The organism is Acinetobacter sp. BSP-28 (assembly GCF_044130285.1).
Lineage (GTDB): Bacteria > Pseudomonadota > Gammaproteobacteria > Pseudomonadales > Moraxellaceae > Acinetobacter.
On record NZ_JBIQOB010000001.1, the window covers coordinates 123,813 to 144,406 of the forward strand.

Annotated in this window: 36 protein-coding genes and 2 pseudogenes; 20 read left to right on the forward strand and 18 right to left on the reverse strand. The window is 39.9% G+C overall.

The annotated features are described in order from the left end of the window. Positions 1–227: 227 nt before the first annotated feature. Positions 228–1,332 (reverse strand): annotated as a pseudogene (locus ACE01R_RS00605) (IS3 family transposase). 114 nt (positions 1,333–1,446) lie between these two features. On the opposite strand from ACE01R_RS00605, the gene ACE01R_RS00610 reads away from it, so the two are divergent. Beyond that, entirely contained in the window at positions 1,447–1,767 is a 321-nt protein-coding gene (locus ACE01R_RS00610; protein ID WP_395544129.1) for a hypothetical protein, read from the forward strand. A gap of 59 nt (positions 1,768–1,826) precedes the next feature. Here the strand turns inward: ACE01R_RS00610 and ACE01R_RS00615 are convergent, their stop codons facing one another. Together ACE01R_RS00615 and ACE01R_RS00620 are read right to left on the reverse strand one after the other, a co-directional pair. Next, positions 1,827–2,474 carry an HAD-IB family hydrolase gene (locus tag ACE01R_RS00615; protein WP_395544130.1) on the reverse strand — a complete coding sequence of 216 codons (648 nt, stop codon included), beginning with the start codon at positions 2,472–2,474 and terminating at the stop codon, positions 1,827–1,829. Beyond that, positions 2,441–3,649 (reverse strand): DUF1615 family protein, encoded by a 1,209-nt coding sequence (locus ACE01R_RS00620; protein WP_395544134.1) that lies wholly within the window; start codon positions 3,647–3,649, stop codon positions 2,441–2,443. The genes ACE01R_RS00615 and ACE01R_RS00620 overlap by 34 nt, the downstream gene beginning before the upstream one ends. 82 nt (positions 3,650–3,731) lie before the next feature. Here ACE01R_RS00620 and ACE01R_RS00625 point away from each other — a divergent pair. Beyond that, positions 3,732–3,797 (forward strand): annotated as a pseudogene (locus tag ACE01R_RS00625) (hypothetical protein); the annotation flags it as partial. Positions 3,798–3,882: 85 nt separating this feature from the next. On the opposite strand, the gene ACE01R_RS00630 reads toward ACE01R_RS00625, so the two are convergent. From ACE01R_RS00630 to ACE01R_RS00700, 15 genes are all read right to left on the reverse strand, one after another. Next, entirely contained in the window at positions 3,883–4,167 is a 285-nt protein-coding gene (locus tag ACE01R_RS00630; RefSeq protein ID WP_395544137.1) for a pyocin activator PrtN family protein, read from the reverse strand. Beyond that, positions 4,167–4,511, reverse strand: coding sequence for a hypothetical protein (locus ACE01R_RS00635; RefSeq protein WP_395544143.1), 345 nt, complete (start codon positions 4,509–4,511; stop codon positions 4,167–4,169). Before ACE01R_RS00635 ends, ACE01R_RS00630 begins: the two co-directional genes overlap by 1 nt. Beyond that, positions 4,508–4,888 (reverse strand): hypothetical protein, encoded by a 381-nt coding sequence (locus tag ACE01R_RS00640; RefSeq protein WP_395544150.1) that lies wholly within the window; start codon positions 4,886–4,888, stop codon positions 4,508–4,510. The genes ACE01R_RS00635 and ACE01R_RS00640 overlap by 4 nt, the downstream gene beginning before the upstream one ends. Beyond that, the gene (locus tag ACE01R_RS00645; RefSeq protein ID WP_395544151.1) at positions 4,881–5,228 is read right to left on the reverse strand and encodes a hypothetical protein; all 348 of its coding nucleotides are present in this window, start codon (positions 5,226–5,228) and stop codon (positions 4,881–4,883) included. Before ACE01R_RS00645 ends, ACE01R_RS00640 begins: the two co-directional genes overlap by 8 nt. Beyond that, the gene (locus tag ACE01R_RS00650; RefSeq protein WP_395544155.1) at positions 5,228–5,455 is read right to left on the reverse strand and encodes a Lar family restriction alleviation protein; all 228 of its coding nucleotides are present in this window, start codon (positions 5,453–5,455) and stop codon (positions 5,228–5,230) included. Before ACE01R_RS00650 ends, ACE01R_RS00645 begins: the two co-directional genes overlap by 1 nt. Continuing rightward, on the reverse strand, positions 5,455–5,820 hold the full coding sequence (locus ACE01R_RS00655; protein ID WP_395544162.1) for a hypothetical protein: 366 nt from the start codon (positions 5,818–5,820) through the stop codon (positions 5,455–5,457). Before ACE01R_RS00655 ends, ACE01R_RS00650 begins: the two co-directional genes overlap by 1 nt. After that, positions 5,820–6,755: a hypothetical protein gene (locus ACE01R_RS00660; protein ID WP_395544170.1), complete on the reverse strand. Its 936-nt coding sequence runs from the start codon at positions 6,753–6,755 to the stop codon at positions 5,820–5,822. The genes ACE01R_RS00655 and ACE01R_RS00660 overlap by 1 nt, the downstream gene beginning before the upstream one ends. 29 nt (positions 6,756–6,784) lie before the next feature. After that, the gene (locus ACE01R_RS00665; protein ID WP_395544175.1) at positions 6,785–7,021 is read right to left on the reverse strand and encodes a helix-turn-helix domain-containing protein; all 237 of its coding nucleotides are present in this window, start codon (positions 7,019–7,021) and stop codon (positions 6,785–6,787) included. A gap of 15 nt (positions 7,022–7,036) precedes the next feature. Beyond that, complete coding sequence (locus tag ACE01R_RS00670) at positions 7,037–7,417, reverse strand: hypothetical protein (protein ID WP_395544176.1); 381 nt, start codon at positions 7,415–7,417, stop codon at positions 7,037–7,039. 20 nt (positions 7,418–7,437) lie between these two features. Further along, positions 7,438–8,145 carry an ERF family protein gene (locus ACE01R_RS00675; RefSeq protein WP_395544177.1) on the reverse strand — a complete coding sequence of 236 codons (708 nt, stop codon included), beginning with the start codon at positions 8,143–8,145 and terminating at the stop codon, positions 7,438–7,440. Positions 8,146–8,187: 42 nt separating this feature from the next. After that, positions 8,188–8,490, reverse strand: coding sequence for a hypothetical protein (locus tag ACE01R_RS00680; protein WP_395544178.1), 303 nt, complete (start codon positions 8,488–8,490; stop codon positions 8,188–8,190). After that, a complete protein-coding gene (locus ACE01R_RS00685; protein WP_395544180.1) occupies positions 8,487–8,753 on the reverse strand; it encodes a hypothetical protein in 267 nt (88 codons plus the stop codon). The genes ACE01R_RS00680 and ACE01R_RS00685 overlap by 4 nt, the downstream gene beginning before the upstream one ends. Before the next feature lie 79 nt (positions 8,754–8,832). Further along, on the reverse strand, positions 8,833–9,726 hold the full coding sequence (locus ACE01R_RS00690) for a DUF2303 family protein (RefSeq protein WP_395544183.1): 894 nt from the start codon (positions 9,724–9,726) through the stop codon (positions 8,833–8,835). Between the two features lie 34 nt (positions 9,727–9,760). Then, positions 9,761–10,135, reverse strand: a complete 375-nt coding sequence (locus tag ACE01R_RS00695; RefSeq protein WP_395544184.1) for a hypothetical protein — start codon at positions 10,133–10,135, stop codon at positions 9,761–9,763. 562 nt (positions 10,136–10,697) lie between these two features. Beyond that, complete coding sequence (locus ACE01R_RS00700; RefSeq protein ID WP_395544185.1) at positions 10,698–11,405, reverse strand: helix-turn-helix transcriptional regulator; 708 nt, start codon at positions 11,403–11,405, stop codon at positions 10,698–10,700. Between the two features lie 135 nt (positions 11,406–11,540). On the opposite strand from ACE01R_RS00700, the gene ACE01R_RS00705 reads away from it, so the two are divergent. The 18 genes from ACE01R_RS00705 to ACE01R_RS00790 all read left to right on the forward strand — a co-directional run bounded on the left by ACE01R_RS00705 (position 11,541) and on the right by ACE01R_RS00790 (position 20,574). Beyond that, entirely contained in the window at positions 11,541–11,795 is a 255-nt protein-coding gene (locus tag ACE01R_RS00705; protein ID WP_395544187.1) for a hypothetical protein, read from the forward strand. Positions 11,796–11,809: 14 nt separating this feature from the next. Next, positions 11,810–12,073: a hypothetical protein gene (locus tag ACE01R_RS00710; protein WP_395544189.1), complete on the forward strand. Its 264-nt coding sequence runs from the start codon at positions 11,810–11,812 to the stop codon at positions 12,071–12,073. Positions 12,074–12,092: 19 nt separating this feature from the next. Then, on the forward strand, positions 12,093–12,833 hold the full coding sequence (locus ACE01R_RS00715) for a phage antirepressor KilAC domain-containing protein (RefSeq protein WP_395544201.1): 741 nt from the start codon (positions 12,093–12,095) through the stop codon (positions 12,831–12,833). After that, positions 12,830–13,057, forward strand: a complete 228-nt coding sequence (locus ACE01R_RS00720; RefSeq protein ID WP_395544202.1) for a hypothetical protein — start codon at positions 12,830–12,832, stop codon at positions 13,055–13,057. The genes ACE01R_RS00715 and ACE01R_RS00720 overlap by 4 nt, the downstream gene beginning before the upstream one ends. Positions 13,058–13,120: 63 nt before the next feature. After that, positions 13,121–14,191, forward strand: a complete 1,071-nt coding sequence (locus tag ACE01R_RS00725; RefSeq protein ID WP_395544203.1) for a hypothetical protein — start codon at positions 13,121–13,123, stop codon at positions 14,189–14,191. Then, positions 14,184–15,023: a hypothetical protein gene (locus tag ACE01R_RS00730; RefSeq protein ID WP_395544204.1), complete on the forward strand. Its 840-nt coding sequence runs from the start codon at positions 14,184–14,186 to the stop codon at positions 15,021–15,023. Before ACE01R_RS00725 ends, ACE01R_RS00730 begins: the two co-directional genes overlap by 8 nt. Continuing rightward, on the forward strand, positions 15,020–15,322 hold the full coding sequence (locus ACE01R_RS00735) for a hypothetical protein (RefSeq protein ID WP_086197035.1): 303 nt from the start codon (positions 15,020–15,022) through the stop codon (positions 15,320–15,322). The genes ACE01R_RS00730 and ACE01R_RS00735 overlap by 4 nt, the downstream gene beginning before the upstream one ends. A gap of 5 nt (positions 15,323–15,327) precedes the next feature. Beyond that, positions 15,328–15,762, forward strand: a complete 435-nt coding sequence (locus tag ACE01R_RS00740; protein ID WP_395544205.1) for a hypothetical protein — start codon at positions 15,328–15,330, stop codon at positions 15,760–15,762. After that, entirely contained in the window at positions 15,759–15,986 is a 228-nt protein-coding gene (locus tag ACE01R_RS00745) for a hypothetical protein (RefSeq protein WP_395544206.1), read from the forward strand. The genes ACE01R_RS00740 and ACE01R_RS00745 overlap by 4 nt, the downstream gene beginning before the upstream one ends. Then, positions 15,983–16,633, forward strand: a complete 651-nt coding sequence (locus ACE01R_RS00750) for a hypothetical protein (RefSeq protein WP_395544207.1) — start codon at positions 15,983–15,985, stop codon at positions 16,631–16,633. The genes ACE01R_RS00745 and ACE01R_RS00750 overlap by 4 nt, the downstream gene beginning before the upstream one ends. Then, complete coding sequence (locus tag ACE01R_RS00755) at positions 16,630–17,400, forward strand: hypothetical protein (RefSeq protein ID WP_395544208.1); 771 nt, start codon at positions 16,630–16,632, stop codon at positions 17,398–17,400. Before ACE01R_RS00750 ends, ACE01R_RS00755 begins: the two co-directional genes overlap by 4 nt. Before the next feature lie 73 nt (positions 17,401–17,473). Further along, the gene (locus ACE01R_RS00760; RefSeq protein WP_395544209.1) at positions 17,474–17,851 is read left to right on the forward strand and encodes a hypothetical protein; all 378 of its coding nucleotides are present in this window, start codon (positions 17,474–17,476) and stop codon (positions 17,849–17,851) included. Continuing rightward, positions 17,848–18,120: a hypothetical protein gene (locus ACE01R_RS00765; RefSeq protein ID WP_395544210.1), complete on the forward strand. Its 273-nt coding sequence runs from the start codon at positions 17,848–17,850 to the stop codon at positions 18,118–18,120. Before ACE01R_RS00760 ends, ACE01R_RS00765 begins: the two co-directional genes overlap by 4 nt. Positions 18,121–18,122: 2 nt before the next feature. Next, entirely contained in the window at positions 18,123–18,656 is a 534-nt protein-coding gene (locus tag ACE01R_RS00770; RefSeq protein WP_395544211.1) for a hypothetical protein, read from the forward strand. Further along, complete coding sequence (locus ACE01R_RS00775) at positions 18,643–19,074, forward strand: HNH endonuclease (protein ID WP_395544212.1); 432 nt, start codon at positions 18,643–18,645, stop codon at positions 19,072–19,074. Before ACE01R_RS00770 ends, ACE01R_RS00775 begins: the two co-directional genes overlap by 14 nt. Positions 19,075–19,399: 325 nt before the next feature. Next, a complete protein-coding gene (locus ACE01R_RS00780) occupies positions 19,400–19,795 on the forward strand; it encodes a DUF1064 domain-containing protein (RefSeq protein ID WP_395544213.1) in 396 nt (131 codons plus the stop codon). Between the two features lie 10 nt (positions 19,796–19,805). Then, a complete protein-coding gene (locus tag ACE01R_RS00785) occupies positions 19,806–20,306 on the forward strand; it encodes a hypothetical protein (protein ID WP_395544214.1) in 501 nt (166 codons plus the stop codon). Continuing rightward, positions 20,299–20,574: a hypothetical protein gene (locus ACE01R_RS00790; RefSeq protein WP_395544215.1), complete on the forward strand. Its 276-nt coding sequence runs from the start codon at positions 20,299–20,301 to the stop codon at positions 20,572–20,574. The genes ACE01R_RS00785 and ACE01R_RS00790 overlap by 8 nt, the downstream gene beginning before the upstream one ends. The last annotated feature ends 20 nt before the right edge of the window (positions 20,575–20,594 follow it).

The following is a 20,594-nucleotide window of genomic DNA, read 5'->3' on the forward strand; positions in this document are numbered from 1 at the left end:
TACGCTGTTTTTCAGGAGTGATTGTGGGATAGCAATCACTCCTGAAATTTTTATAAGATAGAATAAAAATTATAGACCATTAATTTAGTATTAAACGATTGAATCAATTTGCTAATAAATTAACCTTAACAATTGTTGTCTTTTGTTAATTTTTTGTGAAAAACTTGCATAACAATTTTCTTTTTGAGGGTAATCCTCCCATAAATAATCGAAGTTAAAAGTAGAGGTTAAGCAGCCATTAGAGGTGGTCTTCCTTTATTTGCTTGGTGTGGTCTTTCATGGTTGTAATGCCTGAGTAGCACTGCTACGCAAGAATTTGTTGCATAATCTTGTACTTCATCCAAAGTATCAAATAAATGTTTGCTCAGCCAGCTATAGCGTATGGTCCGATTATAGCGTTCAATATATGCATTCTGCTGTGGTTTACCGGGTTGAATATATTCAATACGAATACCTTGTTACGTTGCCCAACGTACAAATTCGTGACTGATAAACTCTAGTCCATTGTCACATCGAATCACTAAAGGCTTTTCTCGATATTCCAGTAAATGATTGAGTGCACGAATCACTCGGATTGTAGGTAATGAGAAACTTGCTTCAATCGCTAAACCTTCTCGACAGTAATCATCAATTACATTCAATAGCCGGTAATTGCGACCATCAGAAAGCTGGTCATGCATATAATCCAGTGACCAGACCTGATTTGCCCGGATCGGTTCTTTCCGCAGTTCTAGTGCATGCCGTTTTAGTCTTCTTCTTGGCTTAATACGAAGATTTAGTGCCAATTCACAGTAAATACGGTAAACACGCTTGTGATTCCAACTGTAATGTTCAACATGACGCAGAGAAGAGAAATACAGACCAAGCCCCAATCTGTATTTTCTTCAGTGAGTTCAAGGAGCTGTTCTGCAATAAGTGCATTGTCATCACTGAGTTTAGCCTGATAACGGTAGCAGGTTTCACTGATGCTAAATGCACGGCAAGCTAGACGAATGCTAATAACATGGTGGGTAACCGCCTGTTGTACCATCTGACGTCGGTGAGATGGCTTCACCCTTGCGTAGCAGTGCTACTCATTGCCATCGCTTCCTGAATGATCTCTGCCTTTAAGCGTTCCTCAGCATACATCTTTTTAAGTCTGGTATTTTCTGATTCCAGTTCTTTGAGTCTTGCCATTAATGATATATCCATACCGCCATATTTGGCACGCCCTTTATAAAATGTGGCATTACTCATAGCGTGTTCACGACAAAAAGCGGCTACAGGTGTGCCAGATTCCGCTTGTTTCAAAATGGACATGATCTGACTGTCAGTAAATTTAGATGTTTTCATGCAGAATCTCCTGCTCGTATCTTAAGAGAAAATTCTACTTTTAGATCCTTTTATTTTTAGGGGGGATTACCTCTAGAATACTTTAAAACCAATCAAAGTAAATTTTTCAAAAATATGGATCTTTTTCCTGCAAACTTGGCAAATATTTTATTCTTAACAGACACTGAATTTGCAATTGATGCTGCTAATGATACAACGCTTAATTTGTATGGCAACCTAGTTGGTACTAAAGGAGCAGGTGGTACAGGTAAGGCATCTGGAAAAATTACAGGTACTGGTGATATTAATATTAAAGGGAACTTGGTGGTTACGGGAGATTTAACAACAGAGGTACAAGGTAATATGACAGTTACTTTAGGCAGAAGTAATACTGATGGTAATAATATTCCTGTATTAATCTATTCGACCAAATCAAAATCTATCCGCTACATGTAAGCTTTCAAAATCTAAAAAACCCACAATTAATTGTGGGTTTTTTATGCATGTAAATGCAACTAAGCCAACTTTTTACAGTTAATAATTTCAGGTAATTGTTGATCCGTTCCCACCATATATGAGTAAGTTGCCAAACTCAGCATTTCATTATCTTCAACACTATTGCCATAGGCATAAATCACAGAATAATGATCTAAAGAATACTTTTCTAAAATTCGTAGTCTTTTTTGTTCCGAACTACAATCTGGAGTAGTGTATTGTCCCGTATAGACATTATTGACTTGTTCAGTATGGGTACAAATTAAATCAATATTTAATAGCCCACAGACATGCTTGAGATAGATATCAACCGATGCTGAAACCAGTACAACTTCATCGCCTAAAGCTTGATGTTGTTTAAGTTGTTTCAGTAAGGGCGAATTTAATTGATTCATTAAATTTTCCGCATATTCCTGTGCCATTTGTTGCAGCTCTAAAGCATTGGCATTACTAAACATGGCACGAAACAATTTGGAACGCATGGCAGGTGCAGGGTAGACACTCAAATAATAAGCTTGAATCCAGGGCAGGATTTTAATGCCTTGTTTGATGATATGTCGTTTGGATAAAGCATAGAAGATAAACCCCGTGAAACTGTCTTTTTTACACAGGGTTCCATCAAAATCAAAGAGCGCTAAATTTTTATTCTTTTTGCTCGTTGCATACATGATTGATATCTTCCGTTTACGCGTGTTGCAAACCAGTTGGTATTATAATCACGACTCAGTTTAGGACCAGAAATGACCACTTCAGGCATGATAGCATAAATTGGATCTTTGCCTGTTTTCTCTTGGTAGAGCTTGGTTACAGCACGATAGGTTGCTGTATCCTCAAAATTTTTCTCTTTTTCTTTTTTTAAGTCAGAACGAATTTGTCGTGGTGTAACCAGAATATTGTTGGCTGCAAATACACTAATCAGTTCGCGTTCGGATTGACTGCTTGCAGAACGGACTGAGCCATCTTTAGTGTAAAGCAACAAATCACCATCCAGATCAAGCTCTGTTGCCGTCAAGTCATTGAGCATGCTTTGAAAAGCTGCGTTGCGACTTGAATACATGCCAGAGTTATAATCTGCAAAACGATAAATCGCTTTATCATAATCGGCAGGGTACATCATCAAACGGTGGATACCGTAATACAAACCGCCATATTGACTATATAAATCAGTACGTAATTCGGCCATGTTACCACCTTGACGTTTATGTTCTTTGGCATAGCCAATATGAACCTGCATGGAACCTAAAGTGGTAATCGGATTTAATTTTTCGCCCATGTCTTGACCGACCAGTTTGGCTGCACCCGTTAATGCGCTGACATGATAATGCTTCGACATATAATCAAAAATTTCACGATAGAGTTCATCTAATTCACGCTCGGTTTTGACACGACGCATTTGACTTAAATAATTATTTTCAGGGGTGGGCTGATTTTTCAGAACCTGCTCAAAATAACCGGCCATGGTTCCGCCCAGAGTATCGCCCAATTTATCTTTAAATTTTTCATCCAGACGATCTTGAACTTCCTTCACTGCTTTTTCACCTAAACCGGGAACTTGCGGGTCAGCAACGAAGTTGGATTCCTGATCCACCACAGCCACAATACTGCAAATATTTTCTTTGGTTTGGGGAATACCGAGCTGATCGGTAATACTGTAAATGTCTTTGGCCCAAGAACTACGGTCGTTAACACGTGGTGGAATAAGACGTTTGACTTGATCTTCTTCTAGGGTTGGTTCATTGTTTTTTGACCACCACGAGCTATCCCCACATGCCACTAAGCTAAGTGACAAAGCCAGAATACTCAAAGATTTAAACCGAGATGAAGTAAAAAGAGTTTTTTTCATAATGATGAAAACATGTTCCAAAAGGATGAGCCCATACAGCAGATGCAGTATACTATGCCGGTCGAAAAAGTGATGAATTTATATGTATATTGGTCCATATCAACTGTCAAATAATTTAATTGTTGCTCCCATGGCAGGTGGGTCAGATTATTAAATATGGTATTTATAAATCAATAACTTAAATAATAAAATTTGGCGCATGGCGTAAAAAAGGCGTAAAAAATGAGGCGAACTTAATTCACCTCACTCCAGTTTCGTTGTGACTCTCTTTGAAGAGAATCTAACCACATTGCAACATCAGATAGATTAACAAAATACTCTGATTTGTTCCCATCGATTTTAAATGCAGGAAAGGGTAGCTTACATTTTGCTGCACGTTGTTTTGCTGAGGCCATGTCCATATGTGGCATATAGTCTTCAACAATATCCTTTAAAGCCACAACTGGACTTTTATAACGTAGGATTAACATCATCGACGTGTCAATCATGTCGTTCTTTTTACTGACTGCTGCACCCATTAATGTTCCTCCTCATTATCCAATCTTTTATTGGCTTCAATTTCCTCTGGGGTTGCATGTCTAAGCCCTCGTAAAGAACAACCTCCTGTCATGTGTTTGGATTTAACTGTTGCCATTCCAATATCTTCAAGCAGTGAAATAAACTCATAAATTTCATCGCCTATATGAGCATCATGAACCACCAAATCACCAGCTTCATAAATATTGTGCTGGCGGCGGTATTCCAATAAGCGCTGCTCTAAACCTTCAACATTATGCAAGAGGCGAGCATTAGGATTATCCAAAACAGCTTTTGCTTTTTCGTACCCGTTAAAACTTTCTATGACAGAATCAGCTAAGCTCATGAGACCTCCTTAAAGCTTTTCCCAAAGGCGGCTACTACTTTCAAAATATCCTTTTCATTTTCCCAGCAGCCTAAGGTAAAAACAAAATTACTATTGTTGTATTGCACACGTTCATAACCACCTTGTTTTGTGCCATCAATAAGGAAGTATTCTTTACCTGGTATTGGTTCTTTAACTGGTGCAGGTACTTCTACGTTATTCACAACGATGACAGGAGGTTTTTCGCGAAAAATCAGTTCATCTTTATAAAATCGGAAAAAGCTGATTTGAGTACTCTCATCTGCATCAATCCAGTCATCGTCCACATTCAAGAACTGAATATTTTTACCTTGTAAGTAAAGTTGAGCAGCTTGTTCGCCATTAATTTTTTCAGTCATTGGCTGGCTCCTGTGCTTCGATCATTTCGTCGATTGCTTCCTCAACAAAATCGAGAGCCATCAACTGACCAAAACTTTTATCGTCATAACCTTCTTCATGCATTACATCGTTAATTCTGTCGTAGTGGGCTGTAATGGTGTTCTTTAGTCTTGATAGCGAATTATCTGGCACCGCTCGGGCTTTGGAGAACGTCCACATTTGACGCATTTGTTCCTTAAACCAAATTACTTCACCATCTTTGATGGTGTGCGCAAACAATTGCTCGTCTGTTAGTGTCTGAGAAAGCACCTCATAGACAAATGTTTTCTTAAATTTAGTTATAAAATTTTGAATTTCCATCACTTGTCATCCTGCCGTGTATTCCAAGCCTTCACAGCATGCGGTTCAATTTCTTCACATGTTTGAAAAGAAGAATTAAATAGGATGCCGGGTTTAACCAAGCACGTACGGTTGCTACAGATAATGCGCACAGCATTATTTGATGAGTGCGCCATATCTGTGTGGGACAATTTAGGAATTGACTGGCACCATGGACACGGCAACAATTCAGGGGTGTTAAATTCCATTACACGGCCTCACTTTTTTGTACGCCAACCATAAAGCTTGGTGGCTTAGGTAAGTCCTGACCTTCAGGTCGCCATAAATGCAGACAGTACGGGTAATTATTCACATATTCACTTTTTGCAGGATGGTACTGAATGACACAATCGTCCTCATCCCAAAACATAGATTTTACTTTGCACATTTCTTCCCAAGTTGGGCAGCGTGATGGAGTGGAAACACTTACGTGTTCCCAACCCATTTGATCACTGGCGATTGCAACAAATTGATTTTTACCAATTAGAAATGAGAAAGCACCATTATTGCCATAGTCTGCATTACTGCCCATTGGGCCATTCTTGATGCGGTTTTTTTCTGGAACTTTAAACATCACGCCACCACTTCATCTTCATCAGTCATCAACACACCAACCAGGTTTCCACCCTCAATGAACCAGTCCACTTTGCTTAACCCAAAAATATCGCTAAGTAATTCTGAAAGCTGGTCCTTTTCAAGTTTAAGTTTACTTTTACGGGTAACTACCGTTTGGATCTGTGACTTGTACTCATCCAAAAGTGTTGCTGGTGTATCAGTACTATCAGCTTTTACGCCTGGATGAATTTCAATACCTAAAATATGAGTTAATGCTTCAGGTTGTTTTTGAATAATTTCCATGGTCGCAGCTGCAGCAGCTGAAGCCACTGCATCTTTACGAAACTCTAGGGAAGGGATGCTTACCATTTGAGTTTCTGGTTTGGCATCAACTGGTTGTTCTTCAGGTTGAACTTCATTTACAGCTTCACCTACAACAAGCTGGTAATGTGATGCACCTGGTAAACCTGTGCGATTGATGTTCCAAGTTTTTCGCAGCAACCACATGGCTTGACTTAATTGCTTGTCTGTTATGTTTAAAGTACTGGTAATCACTTCACCCAGTAGGCCTTCTTTATTTTCCTGTAGCAGCTTTAATAATTCAGTCTGAAGATTGCGTTTAACTTCAGTCGGATGTTTCTGTGCCAATTCAGGTGCTTTCTGAATTATTTCTTTAGTAGGTGAAGCAGCCACGGTAGGTTTAACAGCAGCTGGTTGTTCAACTGCAAGTTTTACCTGTGCCTGATTCAATGTATAAACACCCAGGCTTTCCGTAATGTCTGTACGAGTAGAAATAACATTACGAACAGTTTTGATGCTTAAGCGACAGATCGTTGTAAGCTGGTTTCCAGATAAACCTAAAGGATTGTCTTTTAATGCAGCCAATACTTTTTGAGTGTTTTTATGCAACTCACGTTCAGCTTTTTGAGCCTGAAGCTCTTTTTCAGTCGTCATTTCATTACCTCAATATGTAATTGGCCAATTTAAAGAATATTGTGACGTTTCAATTTTTCGCGAAACGTGCCCCGGTTAATTCCAAGCATTTCAGCTGCTTTAGTTTGATTACCCCGGCAGCGAACTAAAATTTCAGGAAGCAGGGCCTTTTCAATTTCATGAATAAGAGCGCTGTATACTTCACCTTCGTTTGCATCAATTAATTTATTCACGTCAGCCGGGTGAATGTTTAATAAGGACGATAATGTCGGTTGTTTCGTTAGCATGGATTTTCTCTATTGTTAAGCAGCTGCGTTACGAACTAATTTAATCTGGTCGTTCAGATTCTCGATAAATTTCTTGCCATGCCTCAAATACATTTTGAGAAACACGGCATAGCGTTTTTGTGCCATGGCACACATTTCACCGCTGACATTGAGGATCAGTTTTGGCCGGTCAGGATGGTGAAAGATCATATCGCCAAAGCCTTTTTTGCCTGTGGTTTGAATTGGCAGGTTCATCATGAACAAGCCAAAATGAACTTTTTCACAGTCGACCATGTACTGATCGTTGAACAAAAAAGCACAAAATGCCCGACGCATATTTGCGTGAATAAACTTGCCGCCAACCGGTGCAATTTCTTTATATTTAAAAGCGACAATTTCTACAGATTGAGTGGGCATTTCCATTCATTCCTACTTAATTAATGACGTAACGGTTGTTGATTATTTGAGTTGCCTTTAACCCAACCCTTTTGATCTGCCCGAGCTTTACAAGCATTTTCAATAGAACGTGCATACTTGGTTGATGCAAAAGCACCTAAGGCTTTATCCAGTAACTTCGGGTCGTTGGTGCTTTTAATCTGATCCAGGGCAGATTGATAACGTTCTTCAAGTGAACGTTTAGGTTTTTGACTTGCTGCCTGTTGCTGGTTTTGCTGTTGGACACCGTTTTGCTGAGCACTGTTTGAACGTGGCTGCTGCTGGTTTTGCTGTGAATTCTGGCCATTCATACTTTGTTGGTATTCGTTTGAATCGGCATCTTTGTTATCGTCGATCAGGAACAAACCGTTCAGGGCATATTTACGGGCATAGGTGCTCGAAGAGCCAAAAGTCTGTGAAATATCCTGACCTTTTTTAGATTCCACTCCAGCATGTGCTTTTACTTCGGTGACATTGCCCAAACTGTCCTTGAACACGACCTTAGCAGTAATCACTGCAATGCCAGCAATATCGTGAACGTCATCAGTAATGACCATCTCACAGCCATATTTTTCAAGCAGCGGCTTCACTGCTTCCAGAATGTCTTCACAGCTACGGTAGTGAAATTTACCGTATTCGTTGTATTTGCTTTTTGGAGCTTTAAGCTCAAGCTGAATTTTGCGCAATGCGCTATTTTTTTGTTCTGACATGTTCATTCTCCCCAGATGATCGAGTCTGATTAAAGTGGATGGTTATGCACCAACCCAACCCATGCGTTTTTTGTATGCACGACGTTCGTGAAGTGGGATGTTTGTACGTTGCAGATCGATTGCTAATTGTTTGCGACGCTGAAAAGCCATTTCTTTTTCAAAATTGCTACGGATCCACGGCCGAGCAACATGCATTTCCAGCGTGACTAATTCGAGGCCATCAACACGTTCGATATAAATTTTTTGGCCTTTCATGACATAAGTTAGGTGGCCAAGACGCATACGGTTATTGCCTTGCTCATCAGCACCTAAGTATTCAGAGAACTTTTTAGTAGAAGTAGTCATGAGCGTACACCTTCCTGAAATTTGATGGATTCAATAGTCTGGCGATCAACTTCTTCTGAACAGCTTTTCACTGTGAAAGGACCTGCTATAACAGCACCAATAAAACCAATAATTAAAAAAGCGTCTTTTAAACCAGCTTTAAACTTGTTGCGTGTGTTTGACTTGGCCAATTGTTCTGTTGATGGCGGCTGCTGATAGAGAATCCCGGTTTGTGGGATGTGACCAAAATCCGGCGTTTGACTATGTGATGGAACTTGATTCATACTTACCCCCGTAAGCTTGCAAGTGTTTACGTGAAGCCCTGATCCCGTCGAAAGTCTCAGGGCTTTTTTGTTTTTAGAATTAACGTACTAATGAGCCTTCAAGTACGGTTACGAATGGATGCACACCTGGTAAAACCTCAACAGGTTCATCGGCCGCTGCATCAGAAGGATTTGTTTTTCCGTTCTTGATGTAATCAACAGTGTCTTCCATAGAACGTTCAATCGCTTTTTCTAACTGATCAAGGTCGTACCAAAGACGAAGTACACCGTCTTTAATGCGGTAACGGAAACGAGCTGGAAGGGCATAGTGACTGCCACCACGGTGAACCTGGATACCAAACACGATCTGCTCAGGGATAGACAAAGCACCTTCACGACCAGCACTTGCATCAATTTTTTCGTTATAAGTCAGGCTAACTTGACCGTTATCAGTACGAATGCCAGATTTAAAATCAACACTGGTTTTGGCAGAAAGGGTACTTACGATTTCGTATAGTTCAGCAGCAGCTGGCTGATTGATGTAGGGCATAACATCTTCAAGGAACAAGGCAAAGTCTTGTTGCGACATTGCCACCCCAGATTTTTCACAAATTTTTATAAATTCAGGTGTTTTTTCCACGTTAAAGTGAGCGTTATGTTCACAGTGGCGTTGAATTGCATTGGCGTTAGTTTCTGTATTCACCCCAGTTTCGTGATAATCAAGAACAGCCTGAATTTTCCCTGCCAATACATCAACAAAGATGACTGAGTTTGGATCCGCAAAACGATTTACATAAGCAATAAAGTCTTTTGCTGTGTGTAAGCGAACTGCTTGCTTTAATTGAAGTGGGCGATCAAGAAGACCGCTGAAAGTATGAGCACTACCACCTTCAGGAACTACGACAAATGGTAGTTTTCCGCCAGCTTCTTGTAGTGAAGTTTGGCCAAGTTTGAAAGCATCAGAAGTCACTTGAGTATTTATTTCTGTATTCATGTTGTACCTGTTGTTCTATGAAAAATTAAAAGAATTAGTTGAGGGCTTTAATTTTTGGTGCCGCTTCAGTTGGGATGGCTTTTAGGTCAATTGGTCCACTGTCGCTTACGCGTTCTAGGTTTAGACGTTGTTGGCGAGGATCTTCACGAACAAGCTGTTGGTCACGATCTGTAAATAGGACAGTTGCTTCTTTTTCGAATTTCGGAAGCGTGGTTTTAACGTCATCAATGATTTTGTAAGTACCAGCACCATTAGGCTTAATGGTTAATTTCACGGTGACAGTACTTTGCTTGCCTGTGTCAGCAGATGCTTGCAATGCTTCAGTTAAAGCTTGATCAAGTTCTTGCAGGGTGCATCCATGCTGCAGGTTGCCAAGTGTTTGGCAAAATGAAGTGTGTTGTTTAGTCATGCTGACTTTTCTCACATTGGGTTGTTTTGTGAGATTAATTTAGTGTTTACTAAATAATTAGTCAATAGTATTTACTAAATAATTTAGTGAATTATAAAATTATTTTTTAATAGGTAAAAGAAAACCCCGCATAGTGCGGGGTTAGATAAGGTTGTGTGAGGGGCGGAAAATAAAAAATAGAATACGCTATTAGCTATTTTCCATCTGATCTGTTCTTAATTCCCCATTTTTCCCAGGCTTTATATGGAAGGCGGCCGTGATTCAAAATTTTTACAGAAGTTTCTTTTTTCATTTCTTCTAGATTTTTTTGATATAAGCCTACGGATTTAAAGTACTCTACGATTTGCCTATTATTCAAAATATATTCTAGGTAGTAATCACCATGTCCTCTAATTGTTAAATTGGGATGTGTTATTTGTTGTAAGTGATTCCTAACTAGATGAAAGTCACTAGGTTTATTTCTACGATCAAACCAAAAAACAATATAAAAAATTGTAATTGTTAAACTTATAAGCCCCAAGTTGTATAGCAAATCATGCATTTAACACCTCTATTATAATTTTTACCAACTTTCAGTAGTCGATATTCGCCAAATCCATCCAACAATTTCAAATTCTTGTTCTCTTATTTGATCGGCAGTTAATTGAATTTCTGGATACTCCCCAGCATTGTCAGAAACAATACGAATGCCACCCATAGGCAGGTTATAAAGGCGTTTTGCCATAAACAAACCGCCATGACAAATAGCGAAAATTTTACCGTCTTTAACCGTTTTTCGACCTAAATCTATGTGAATTGTGTCCCCATCTTTGATGGTTGGGTGCATTGAATTACCACTGGAACCAGTAGCTACAGCATTTGCTTTTTCTATCCCCAAATTGCGAAGGGTAGCTTTAGGTAGACGTAATTTTTGAGTTTGTGTTTTTAATGCTTCCCCAATCGCACCACTACCACAAGCAAAGCTAAAATCATTAAAGAAAGGAATTTCTACTTCATCATCATCAAGAGGGGTACTTGGATCCCAGACTTGTACAGGAATGAATTCAGCTTGAGGGATATCTAAATAACCACTAACCAGCCCGATTTTCTTCTCTAAATTACGGGCAGCACGCTCACCAAAACTTCCATGGCCCTTAATCAATTGTGAAATATGACTAGGGTTAAGGTCGTGCAATTCACAAAATGCTACATCTGTAAGAGCAACTTTATCTTCCGCAGCTTTATCTAAGACTTTACGTAAATTTGTTCTTCTTAATTTTACTATGTCCATACAAGCTATCCTCTAAACACAATTAAATAATAATAATTTTTTAGTAAAAACTAAATTCATAAACACTAAATAAAAGTTGACGATTACTTTAATTAAAATTAGTATTTACTAAATTTATTTAGTTGTGAGTAATTCATGTCACAAATCGGTACTGATCAATTGAAGCAATATTTAAAGCCAATGAAAAAGGAAGAGCGTGAAGCATTTGCATCGCGCTGCGGAACCACATTGGGAAATTTAAACCAAATAATGTACGGCTATACCACTTGTGGAGCTGCTTTAGCGATTGCGATTGACCGTGAAAGTAAAGGCAATATTCGTTGTGATGATTTATGCCCATCAGCGGATTATCAATATCTTCGTGATCAAAATGAAGAATTATCTGCCTAACTGGAAAGTCTCTCATGCCACAAAAACGAAGTTTTAAAAAAAGAAAGGGCAAATACTTTATGAGTAAAAAATCAGTGTGTATGCCTGCACATTTGTCTGAAGACGTTGCACACCATATTACGCGCCAGGCTTTAGAACGCGGTTGGTCAAATAGCCAGTACTTACGATGGTTAGCCATATTGGATAAGAAGCGTTGTGATGATGATTCTCAGCTTATGTCACAGATGGCAGGCATACCAAGAGAACAGTTCGATTTAATCGAACGGAACGAACGCTAAAAAGAAGGGGATGTAGAAAGTGAATACTCAAGTTCCTGTACAAAGCATCGCTCAAACCATGAGTACCCGAGAATTGTCTATTTTGTGCGGTAAACAGCATAAGCATGTTTGCCGTGATGCTGAAAAATTGAATGAAACCTACGTGAAAATGGGCCTGCCCAAAATTGGGCAGGGGTATTACACCCATCCAAATACAGGTAATCAGCAACATCGTGAATTTTTACTAACCAAAGACCAGACCATTGATCTTGTAACTGGTTATAACTCGGAATTGCGAATCAAAATTAACCGTCGTTGGGCTGAGCTTGAAAAACAAACGGCTTTTGATATTAAAAATCCTGTGCACTTACTACAAGCCATTGAAGTCCAAGCAAGGCTTAATCTTGAGTTGAGTGAAAAAGTTGCACATTTAGAGCCTAAAGCAGAAGCCTTAGATGTTATTGCAGATACATCCAACACGTACTGCCTGCGTGAATGTGCCAAAACGATTGGCATTCAGGAAAAAGAACTTATCCAGCTGCTGATTGATAAGAAATGGATTTACCGCGAACCATCTAAAACACTGGGCAAATCAGGAAAGTTACAGCCACATGCTCAGTATGTGCTGAATAAAGTATTCATCAATCGTATTTCACCAGTAATAACCAACCAGTACACAGGTCAAGAGATGGTGCATACGCATATGCGTGTCACCGCATTTGGTCTTACCCGTATCACTGGACTCGTCAACAAAATCAGAAAGGAGAAAAAAGTAGCATGAGCGATTTACACCCATGCCAGGGGAAATGTTCGGAATTTAAAAATGAGCAGTGTCATACCTGCTTGATCCGTGACATTGAAAAGCAGGAATTTAATTTAGGGGTAGCTCCTGATGATGCCTATGTAAGAGGTGGGCAGAACGCTGTAACAGGCATGGATGAAGCATTTAAGGAGCTTATCGATGAGGCATTTATTGAAGTGTTTGGGGTTACAACACTCCCTTAAAAAGTAAACCCCGATGAATCAGATCGGGGCCACTAATTCAAAACGGGCTTAAGCATTATGAATATGAAAACAAATTTAGCACATGAGCCACCGATTCTACAAGAAACGGTAGGTGAGGTGGTTCAGTTTCCCAAAGGAAAAAAAGTGGTAGATAAATTTGAGAAAGGCTACATCATGTTTAGCCGCCTCTATCACGATGAGGTTCGTCCATTTTTAAGTCCTGCTGCAAAAGATATTTATGAAGAGCTAAACGCTCGTATATCTGGGTTCAATAAGGAATCAGATTTTGTAAGCTATTCACAGCTACAAGGTGGAAAATTAGAAGGTTCTCATAAGTTAAGTCCTGCAACTGTGCGAAAAGGACTTAAAGAGCTTATTGAGCTTGGTGTAATCACTGTCGTTAGTGAAAATATCAAAAAGGGCAATGAATACCGAATTAATGAAGTTTCTTTAGTTGAGTACTTCAAAAACAAAAGTACCACTTCAAAAAGTGAAGTACTAAATAAGGATAAGCACTTCAATAACGAAAGTACTTCAAAAAGTGAAGTACTTCAAAAAGTGAAGTGCTACCACTTCAAAAACGATAGTGCTAGTACTTCAAAAAGTGAAGACACAATAGATATTCTTTATAGATATATTTATATAGATATTATTAAGTCGCTTCGCTCCCAAAAACCTTTGGAAAAAAATTATCTGGTTTTTCAGGAATTGAAAAAACAGCAGCAGCTTGAACAGGAAAAAATTGCAGCTGCTGAAAAATTAAAAGCTGAAGCTGAACGCAAAGAAAAATCACGGAAGTTATCTTTTGATGAAGTAATGAAACTGACTTCTGAAAAATTTCAGTCTTTGTGTGATTTGGATCTATGGGAACAATACGTTTCTGCCCGTTCTCAACTCTCAAAAACAAAACTTACCAAAAATGCGCTGAATACGATTTACAAGGATTTTACGGCTTGGGGTTTTGCCGGTGCCACTCAATCCTTGAAAACATCGATCACGGGTAATTATCAGGGCTTGTTTGAACCGAAAACTACGGATAGTTCTTATCAGTACGGTAATTCTCACAGCAACGATTTCCAATTTGGTGACCTGGCTTATGAAGCCATGCAGCAAGGAGGATATCGCGATGTCTGAGTTGCAGATTTATCAAGCCAACATTGAATGCAATATGCTTGAACCAGCTCAAGCAGACTTAGTGCTCACCATGATGCAGCAGCAATATGGCGCTGAGTTCAACCACAAGCATGAAAAGAATACCAAAGCGCAATTGCGTGCTACGGCTTCCCGGATACTTGCTGGATTGAGCGAAGCAAACATTGTGCTTGGCTTACAACGTATGCGCCATGAGCAACGCTGTCCATCTTTGTCAGCATTTCGTGAATTATGTGAATACTGGAAAGGCCCGAATGAAGCCTGGGCAGATGCCATCACATACACCAAAAACAAAAAGCACCCGATCACTGAACTGACTAAGCAAGCCTTGGACAGAGTTAAGGACATGCTGATTGATACCGATGATAACCGTGATGCTGTACGCATGCAGCAATCGGCTGGTTTCGCATTCCGTGAAATTTACGAAAGCTTGGTTGAACAGGCGAAATTGGCGAATGACATAGAACGTCCATATGTGCCGCAAAAAACTGAAGCTTCAGGACATATAGCGATTGAACTTCAGATCATTCCTGAAAAATCAATTTATGAAAAATTGACAGATGAACAACGCGCCATTGTCGATATGCAAAAGCAATTAGTGGCAGAGGGCATGGACCATCGCACTGCATTGAACAAGGCACGTAAAGAACTCGGCAATCAAAAGTTAAACAAGCTGGACAATCCAGAATTACAGGCGAAGGTTAAAAAACAGCCTAAGCAGAAATTTGATACACCATTTCAAAAGCTCGTTGCCCAAGGCATGAATGTGAAAGATGCGTTTAAACAATGCAAGTTAGAGGGGGCTAACAAGTGAATGCACAAGTAAAAATCGAAAAACAATTTAAAAAAGTAGTTCCAAATGGCCGTGCACAAGTCGCGCATTTTATTAGTGTTCTCGACATTTTGCTTTACGCATGCCACGCCACGCAAGCATTTACGGTAGATGACATTCACCAGAATGTTTCTAACAAAAGCCGTCGGACCGTTTATTTAACGATGATTTCATTGGTTGCTGAAGGATTACTCGAGCGTGTGCCGAACTCGGTGCATTACTACCTACCAACAGAATTTGCCAAAGACTTACTCAATACACATGGGGAGATTGTGAAGTGAGCAGAATGTCGTACGAAGATTTGGTGCAAGAGAATGAATCACAAAAAATGGCTCGCTATATCACTGCTCCACAAAAGCATAAATTGCGTGAAGAACTGGAAAAAGAACTCAAAAAATATAAAGGCCACGTCACTGTATTACCTGGTGTGATGAATACACCACGTCAGCCATCACCAGTTCGTGATACCAGTAATGATTATTGTGGAAATTTAAAAGCGTTTCGTGTTCGCCAGTGGATTGCTGGTCCTGGTTACAGCAATGGCCGTCGTCAACGTCTGGCAGAAGTTACGGATATTAGCTTAAGACGAATCAATGATATTGCCTGTTATCAGACGGGTGCCATTTTAACGAATGCTGAATATGTGCAGATCAAAGCTGCAATGCCAAAAATTGAAGCGATGGAGACTGAAGTAGCAATGTCTCAGCAGGTGGCATCATGACACGTGGATTCCAGCTTAATCATTTTGTGGTGCTAAAAGGCCAAAAGTCCGTATTTAAGATCGTCAAATTTTTTGAAGTGACCAGTCGTAAAAAGACCAGTCACCGTGTACGCCTACAAAATTTAAAAACAGGTTCAGAAATGGCGAAGCAAGTGAAAGACATTGAACGTCTGGCTTTGCAGGTTGAAGTGGAAACTAAACAACGTGGAGGGCAGGGAGTATGAGAAACCGTTTCTACCTAACTTCTGCTCATGGGGATCTTGGTTCAAATATTGTTTGGCATTGTCATGAAGGTCGTGGTTATTCAACTGACATCGATCAAGCACACGTATACACACTGAAAGAGGCACAGGAAGAGTGGGAATTTGGAATTTGTCAGCCTATTTCTGCTGATCACGTTGATGCTTTAGCTGTTTGGAAAGTTGATCACCAATACATTCCCAATGAAACTCAGCCTTTCACAGATATCCACAATACATACGTTGCTTTCAGAAAGGATAAATGGGATGGCAATGATGTTTATTGGCTAAATATCGATAAATGTATTACATCGACTGATTTTGATAATGCTTCTGTATTTGGTTACCCAGTAGCTAAAAAATTAGATTCAAGCTATGTGGTTATTCCATTTGATCTGGCAGATAAGGCAAAACGTCGCACATTCCAAAGATCACAATTCAATCGCAGAAAGATGGTACAGGCTGCCGGCTTACGCGTTCCAGATATTGTCAAAAAACAGCAACGCAGGGTTAGCAGTCCTATGACTCGTTTTAACTGTCCCTCTTGTGGGCGAATTACATGGCAGGACTATCCGTATGACTTTCTAGGGTGTCGTAACGTTCATTGTGATGAATGGAGTATGAATGCATGAAAAAGCCACGCACAAAGAAAAAACACAACCCAAACAAGCTGCTTCCACATCAGGTCCAGGAGCTACAACAAGCAGCTGCAGCTCGTCGTAGTGAAGCTGAATTTATGGCGCGGTGTGAACTGGAATGCCAAGACACCTATGAAATGGAAATGACGTTTTTCAGTCGCAATGTGTACAAATACATTGAAGAACAGAAGGTGAAACAAGCGGAACTGATCAACATGATCGAAGATCCAACGGTTATCCCTTATCACATCATCATCGGTGCATATGATTATCAGGACTTGGCCATTGCATTGACACTGGAAAGCATTCATGTGCCAGAGGTTTGGAATATTTCAACGGAGGGTTATTTTATTGACGTAGATAACCCGGATGCCGAAATGATCAGCCATGACTATCACATTACCTTGCCATCAATGACTCAACTAGAAGTCTGGAAAGGCAAAGATAAATGCGCAGTTCCTTTAGGTAATGGCTTAAAAGTTGTACGGAAGTGGGAAGGCCTGCAGCAGGAATTGATTAAGCATTTTGCTGAAAAGATAGAAAAGGACGGGCTATTAGATACCTACTCACTGGAAACAATCCAGGTAAATTTTGCTGTTGATGCCAAGTTTAAAAATGCAAATCACTATGCTGAATTCTTGACGATCAGTGAATGGGTTGAAAAAGGTATTGCTGAAGAACGCCTGTACAAACTATGGGTTGCTGAGCAATTAAAAATTAAGGAACTGCAGGCCAACAAGAATAAGGAGTGTGCAGCTTGAAGGAATTAAACAAGGTGTTTTTATTCGTGTTTATGGCAATTGGTGCGGCAGTTGTTAAAGCGTGGGGTGTAGCATGAGTAATTTTAAACGTGGTGATTTGATTGTAAAAAAATCAACTTCAGATAAGCGCATTCGTTATGTCATGTATATGCATAACTCCAAAGTACAAATTGCTGAACTCAACAAGGATGGAACTCCCAACCTTATGACCTTGCAGGCACCTTGGGCGGATTTATTCCGTTTGGCCAACCAGCATGAACGTTTATGCCGGTTTCGTATTGACGACTTGATTAGTCATCTTGGCTTGAAAGATGCCCGGGATATTCTGAATGGTTCCAAGCAATCGGACGTATGCAAAGTTGAACTACAACGTCAGTGGGATGCTTGGCACCAAAATGAAATGGATTCCACGAAAGAAGATGAACGGAATTATGTGGAGTGTGGGCGATGAAAGAAGAAGTAGTTGATATCAAGTACGACATTCAAATGAAAGTTGCATCTGCAATTAATGCAGCCTATCACGCAGGACAGTCTGAAGATGTTACTCAAATCAAGGCCGAGTTAGAGGAAACATTGAAGCACGCCCAGGAAGCGTATGAGTTTTTTAAGGTGGTCATGAATCGCTTTTGTATTTCTGAAAATCACCTAGAAATTACCACTCGAAGTTATCTGAATGAAGTGGGTAGACAGTTAGAAATGATTAAGGGGATTAAACGTTGAGTATGAATAAAGGTGACCGCGTAAAAGTTGATTTTGTTTCTGAATCCCGTACTGAATTTTCAGGTAACCATTTTACAGGTGAGGGTGTGGTGGATCGGGTTGAAGATGACCGAGTGTTTGGTCGCTTGGATAATGGTATGCCGTTCATGTGTGGCGTGGATGATGTTCAAGTCATTACTGGGCAATCCGATATACACGACACATTTCAAAAATGGTTTACGGAACAAGCATTCTATAAAAACATGCGGTTTATTTATGGCGAAAATTTATTTCATAAAGACTTAGGTGTTTATCGGATATTACCGGTTCAGATGACGTTTAAGGCTTGGGAGGATCGGAAATCCCAACTCAACAACATAGAGCAGTGCTATATCCAGAAGAAAAAGCAGGTTGATGATTGTGCAGCATTAGCAAAAGAATGGCGAACCCTAGCCAGAGAAATGTGCCCACTTGATGATAAGTATGTGATTGGTGCGCGATTAGGTTGTGCTCAGGATATTGAGGAAGTTTTGCGAGGTGAGCATGAAACTAACTAAGCAGCAACGTGCAGAACTAAAAATGAAGTTTGGTGGTCATTGTGCATATTGCGGTGAGTTATTAGGTGATAAGTGGCATGCGGATCATATTGAGGCTGTTAAGCGTGATTTTGATATGAAGCAGTGCCAAAAGACAGGCTACATGATTCCAGTTGCAAATGGAGTTTTATTTAGACCTCAAAATGACACTTTGGAAAATATGAATCCATCTTGTGTGCCATGCAACATAAATAAATCATCAATGTCTTTGGAATCATGGCGCAGATCAATAGCACATTACCGTGATGTTCAGTTGCTTCGAGACAGTAATCATGCACGGCATTTACACCGGTTTGGCCTAATTGAAATCAAGCCTGACCCAGTGGTGTTCTTTTTTGAGAAGTGGCGAGGTGGCAGTGACCAGCATCTCACTCGCTGAATACAAATTACTGACTTAAAAACATACCAACAATCGGAATCATATAGAGGAAAATAAACATGAAAACTAAACATTTATTGCAGGCGATGGCTGCTGCTGGAATGTACATCAACTATGAACGCAGAGTGATGGCTTTTTATGAAAAGACCGCAGGACGCAACATTACTGGAATCTGACGGTACTTTTTGGAAATGTGTAGATTACCAGTATTACTGGTGGCGTAACGGCTGGGGGTGGCAGCCTTACGTGGGGAAGGTCACACGAGAATTTGAAAACAAATTTTTGCTTGTGAGTAATTATGACCTTACAGATGAAGGAAAGAGATTTGCGAAGACTGGGGCTCGGACATTTACTCCAGCCATCGCAAAAAAACGGTAAAAAGACGAATAAGTTTAACGCCGAAAAAGTCATTGAGGAAAATAAGACGTTTGATTCCAAGCATGAAAAACGTCGGTACGATGCGTTGCTGCAAATGCAGCGCATTGGCTTAATTCAGGACCTTAGGACACAAGTGACGTTTGATCTTGTGCCTAAGGTTCGTTATCCGGCGGCAGGAAAAACCAGCCGTGGACGCACATACATAGCTGACTTTACTTATATGAAAGACGGGGCACTGGTGGTTGAAGACGCAAAATCCAAGATTACGGCACAAGACAGTACATACAGTCTTAAAAAACATTTGATGATGCATATACATGGCATCGAAATCATTGAAGTCTGAGGGCATGCGAATGAAAACACTAGAAGATACCAAAACATCAAGTTCTGAAAAAACCTCAACTCAATTCGTGCTTGAAGCTGCAATTGATTTGCATAACCAGGAACAGATTATTACCCGCGAAACCTTGTCACAGATTTTGCCTGATTTGCCGATGGGCAAGATTGATGACCGCCTGGGGTTTTTAGTCGATACAGGAAAATTACAGCGTGTACAGCGCGGTGTATATATTCCGGTAATACGTCATGCACCATCACGCCCAATTGCTAAATATATTTTGCCAGATGGCACAGTAAAAATTGATATTGGTGATGACATTGTCCTGACCTTAACCCCGCGTGAATCACGTTATTTAGGTAATCTCATGGTCGCTGAAGCAATGCAGTTTTCTAATATTGAACTTGGCCATCACATGGCTGCTATTTCTGGGCAGATGGGAACACAGATCCGCAAACTATCCAATCAGATTGATAAGCTGGTTACAGGTAAGCAGGAGGATTTATTTAATGAGTAAAGTAATTCATAAATTTGAACTTACTTCGCAATGGTCGCAAATGATTCTGCTGCATGAAAATGCAGAAATATTGGATATTGAATGTAAGGGCAGTAAAGTATTTCTATGGGCATTACTTGATATAAATATGCCTGAGAAGGAGTATGAAATTGTAACTGTAGTAACTGGCGGGCTATTTAAAGATGGTTTGAGGTATATAAAAACCCTACATATGATCAATGCCTTTGGTGAAAATATAGTACTGCATTATTTTGTTAACCATTCATAAGTTAGTTCATGAAAATATGT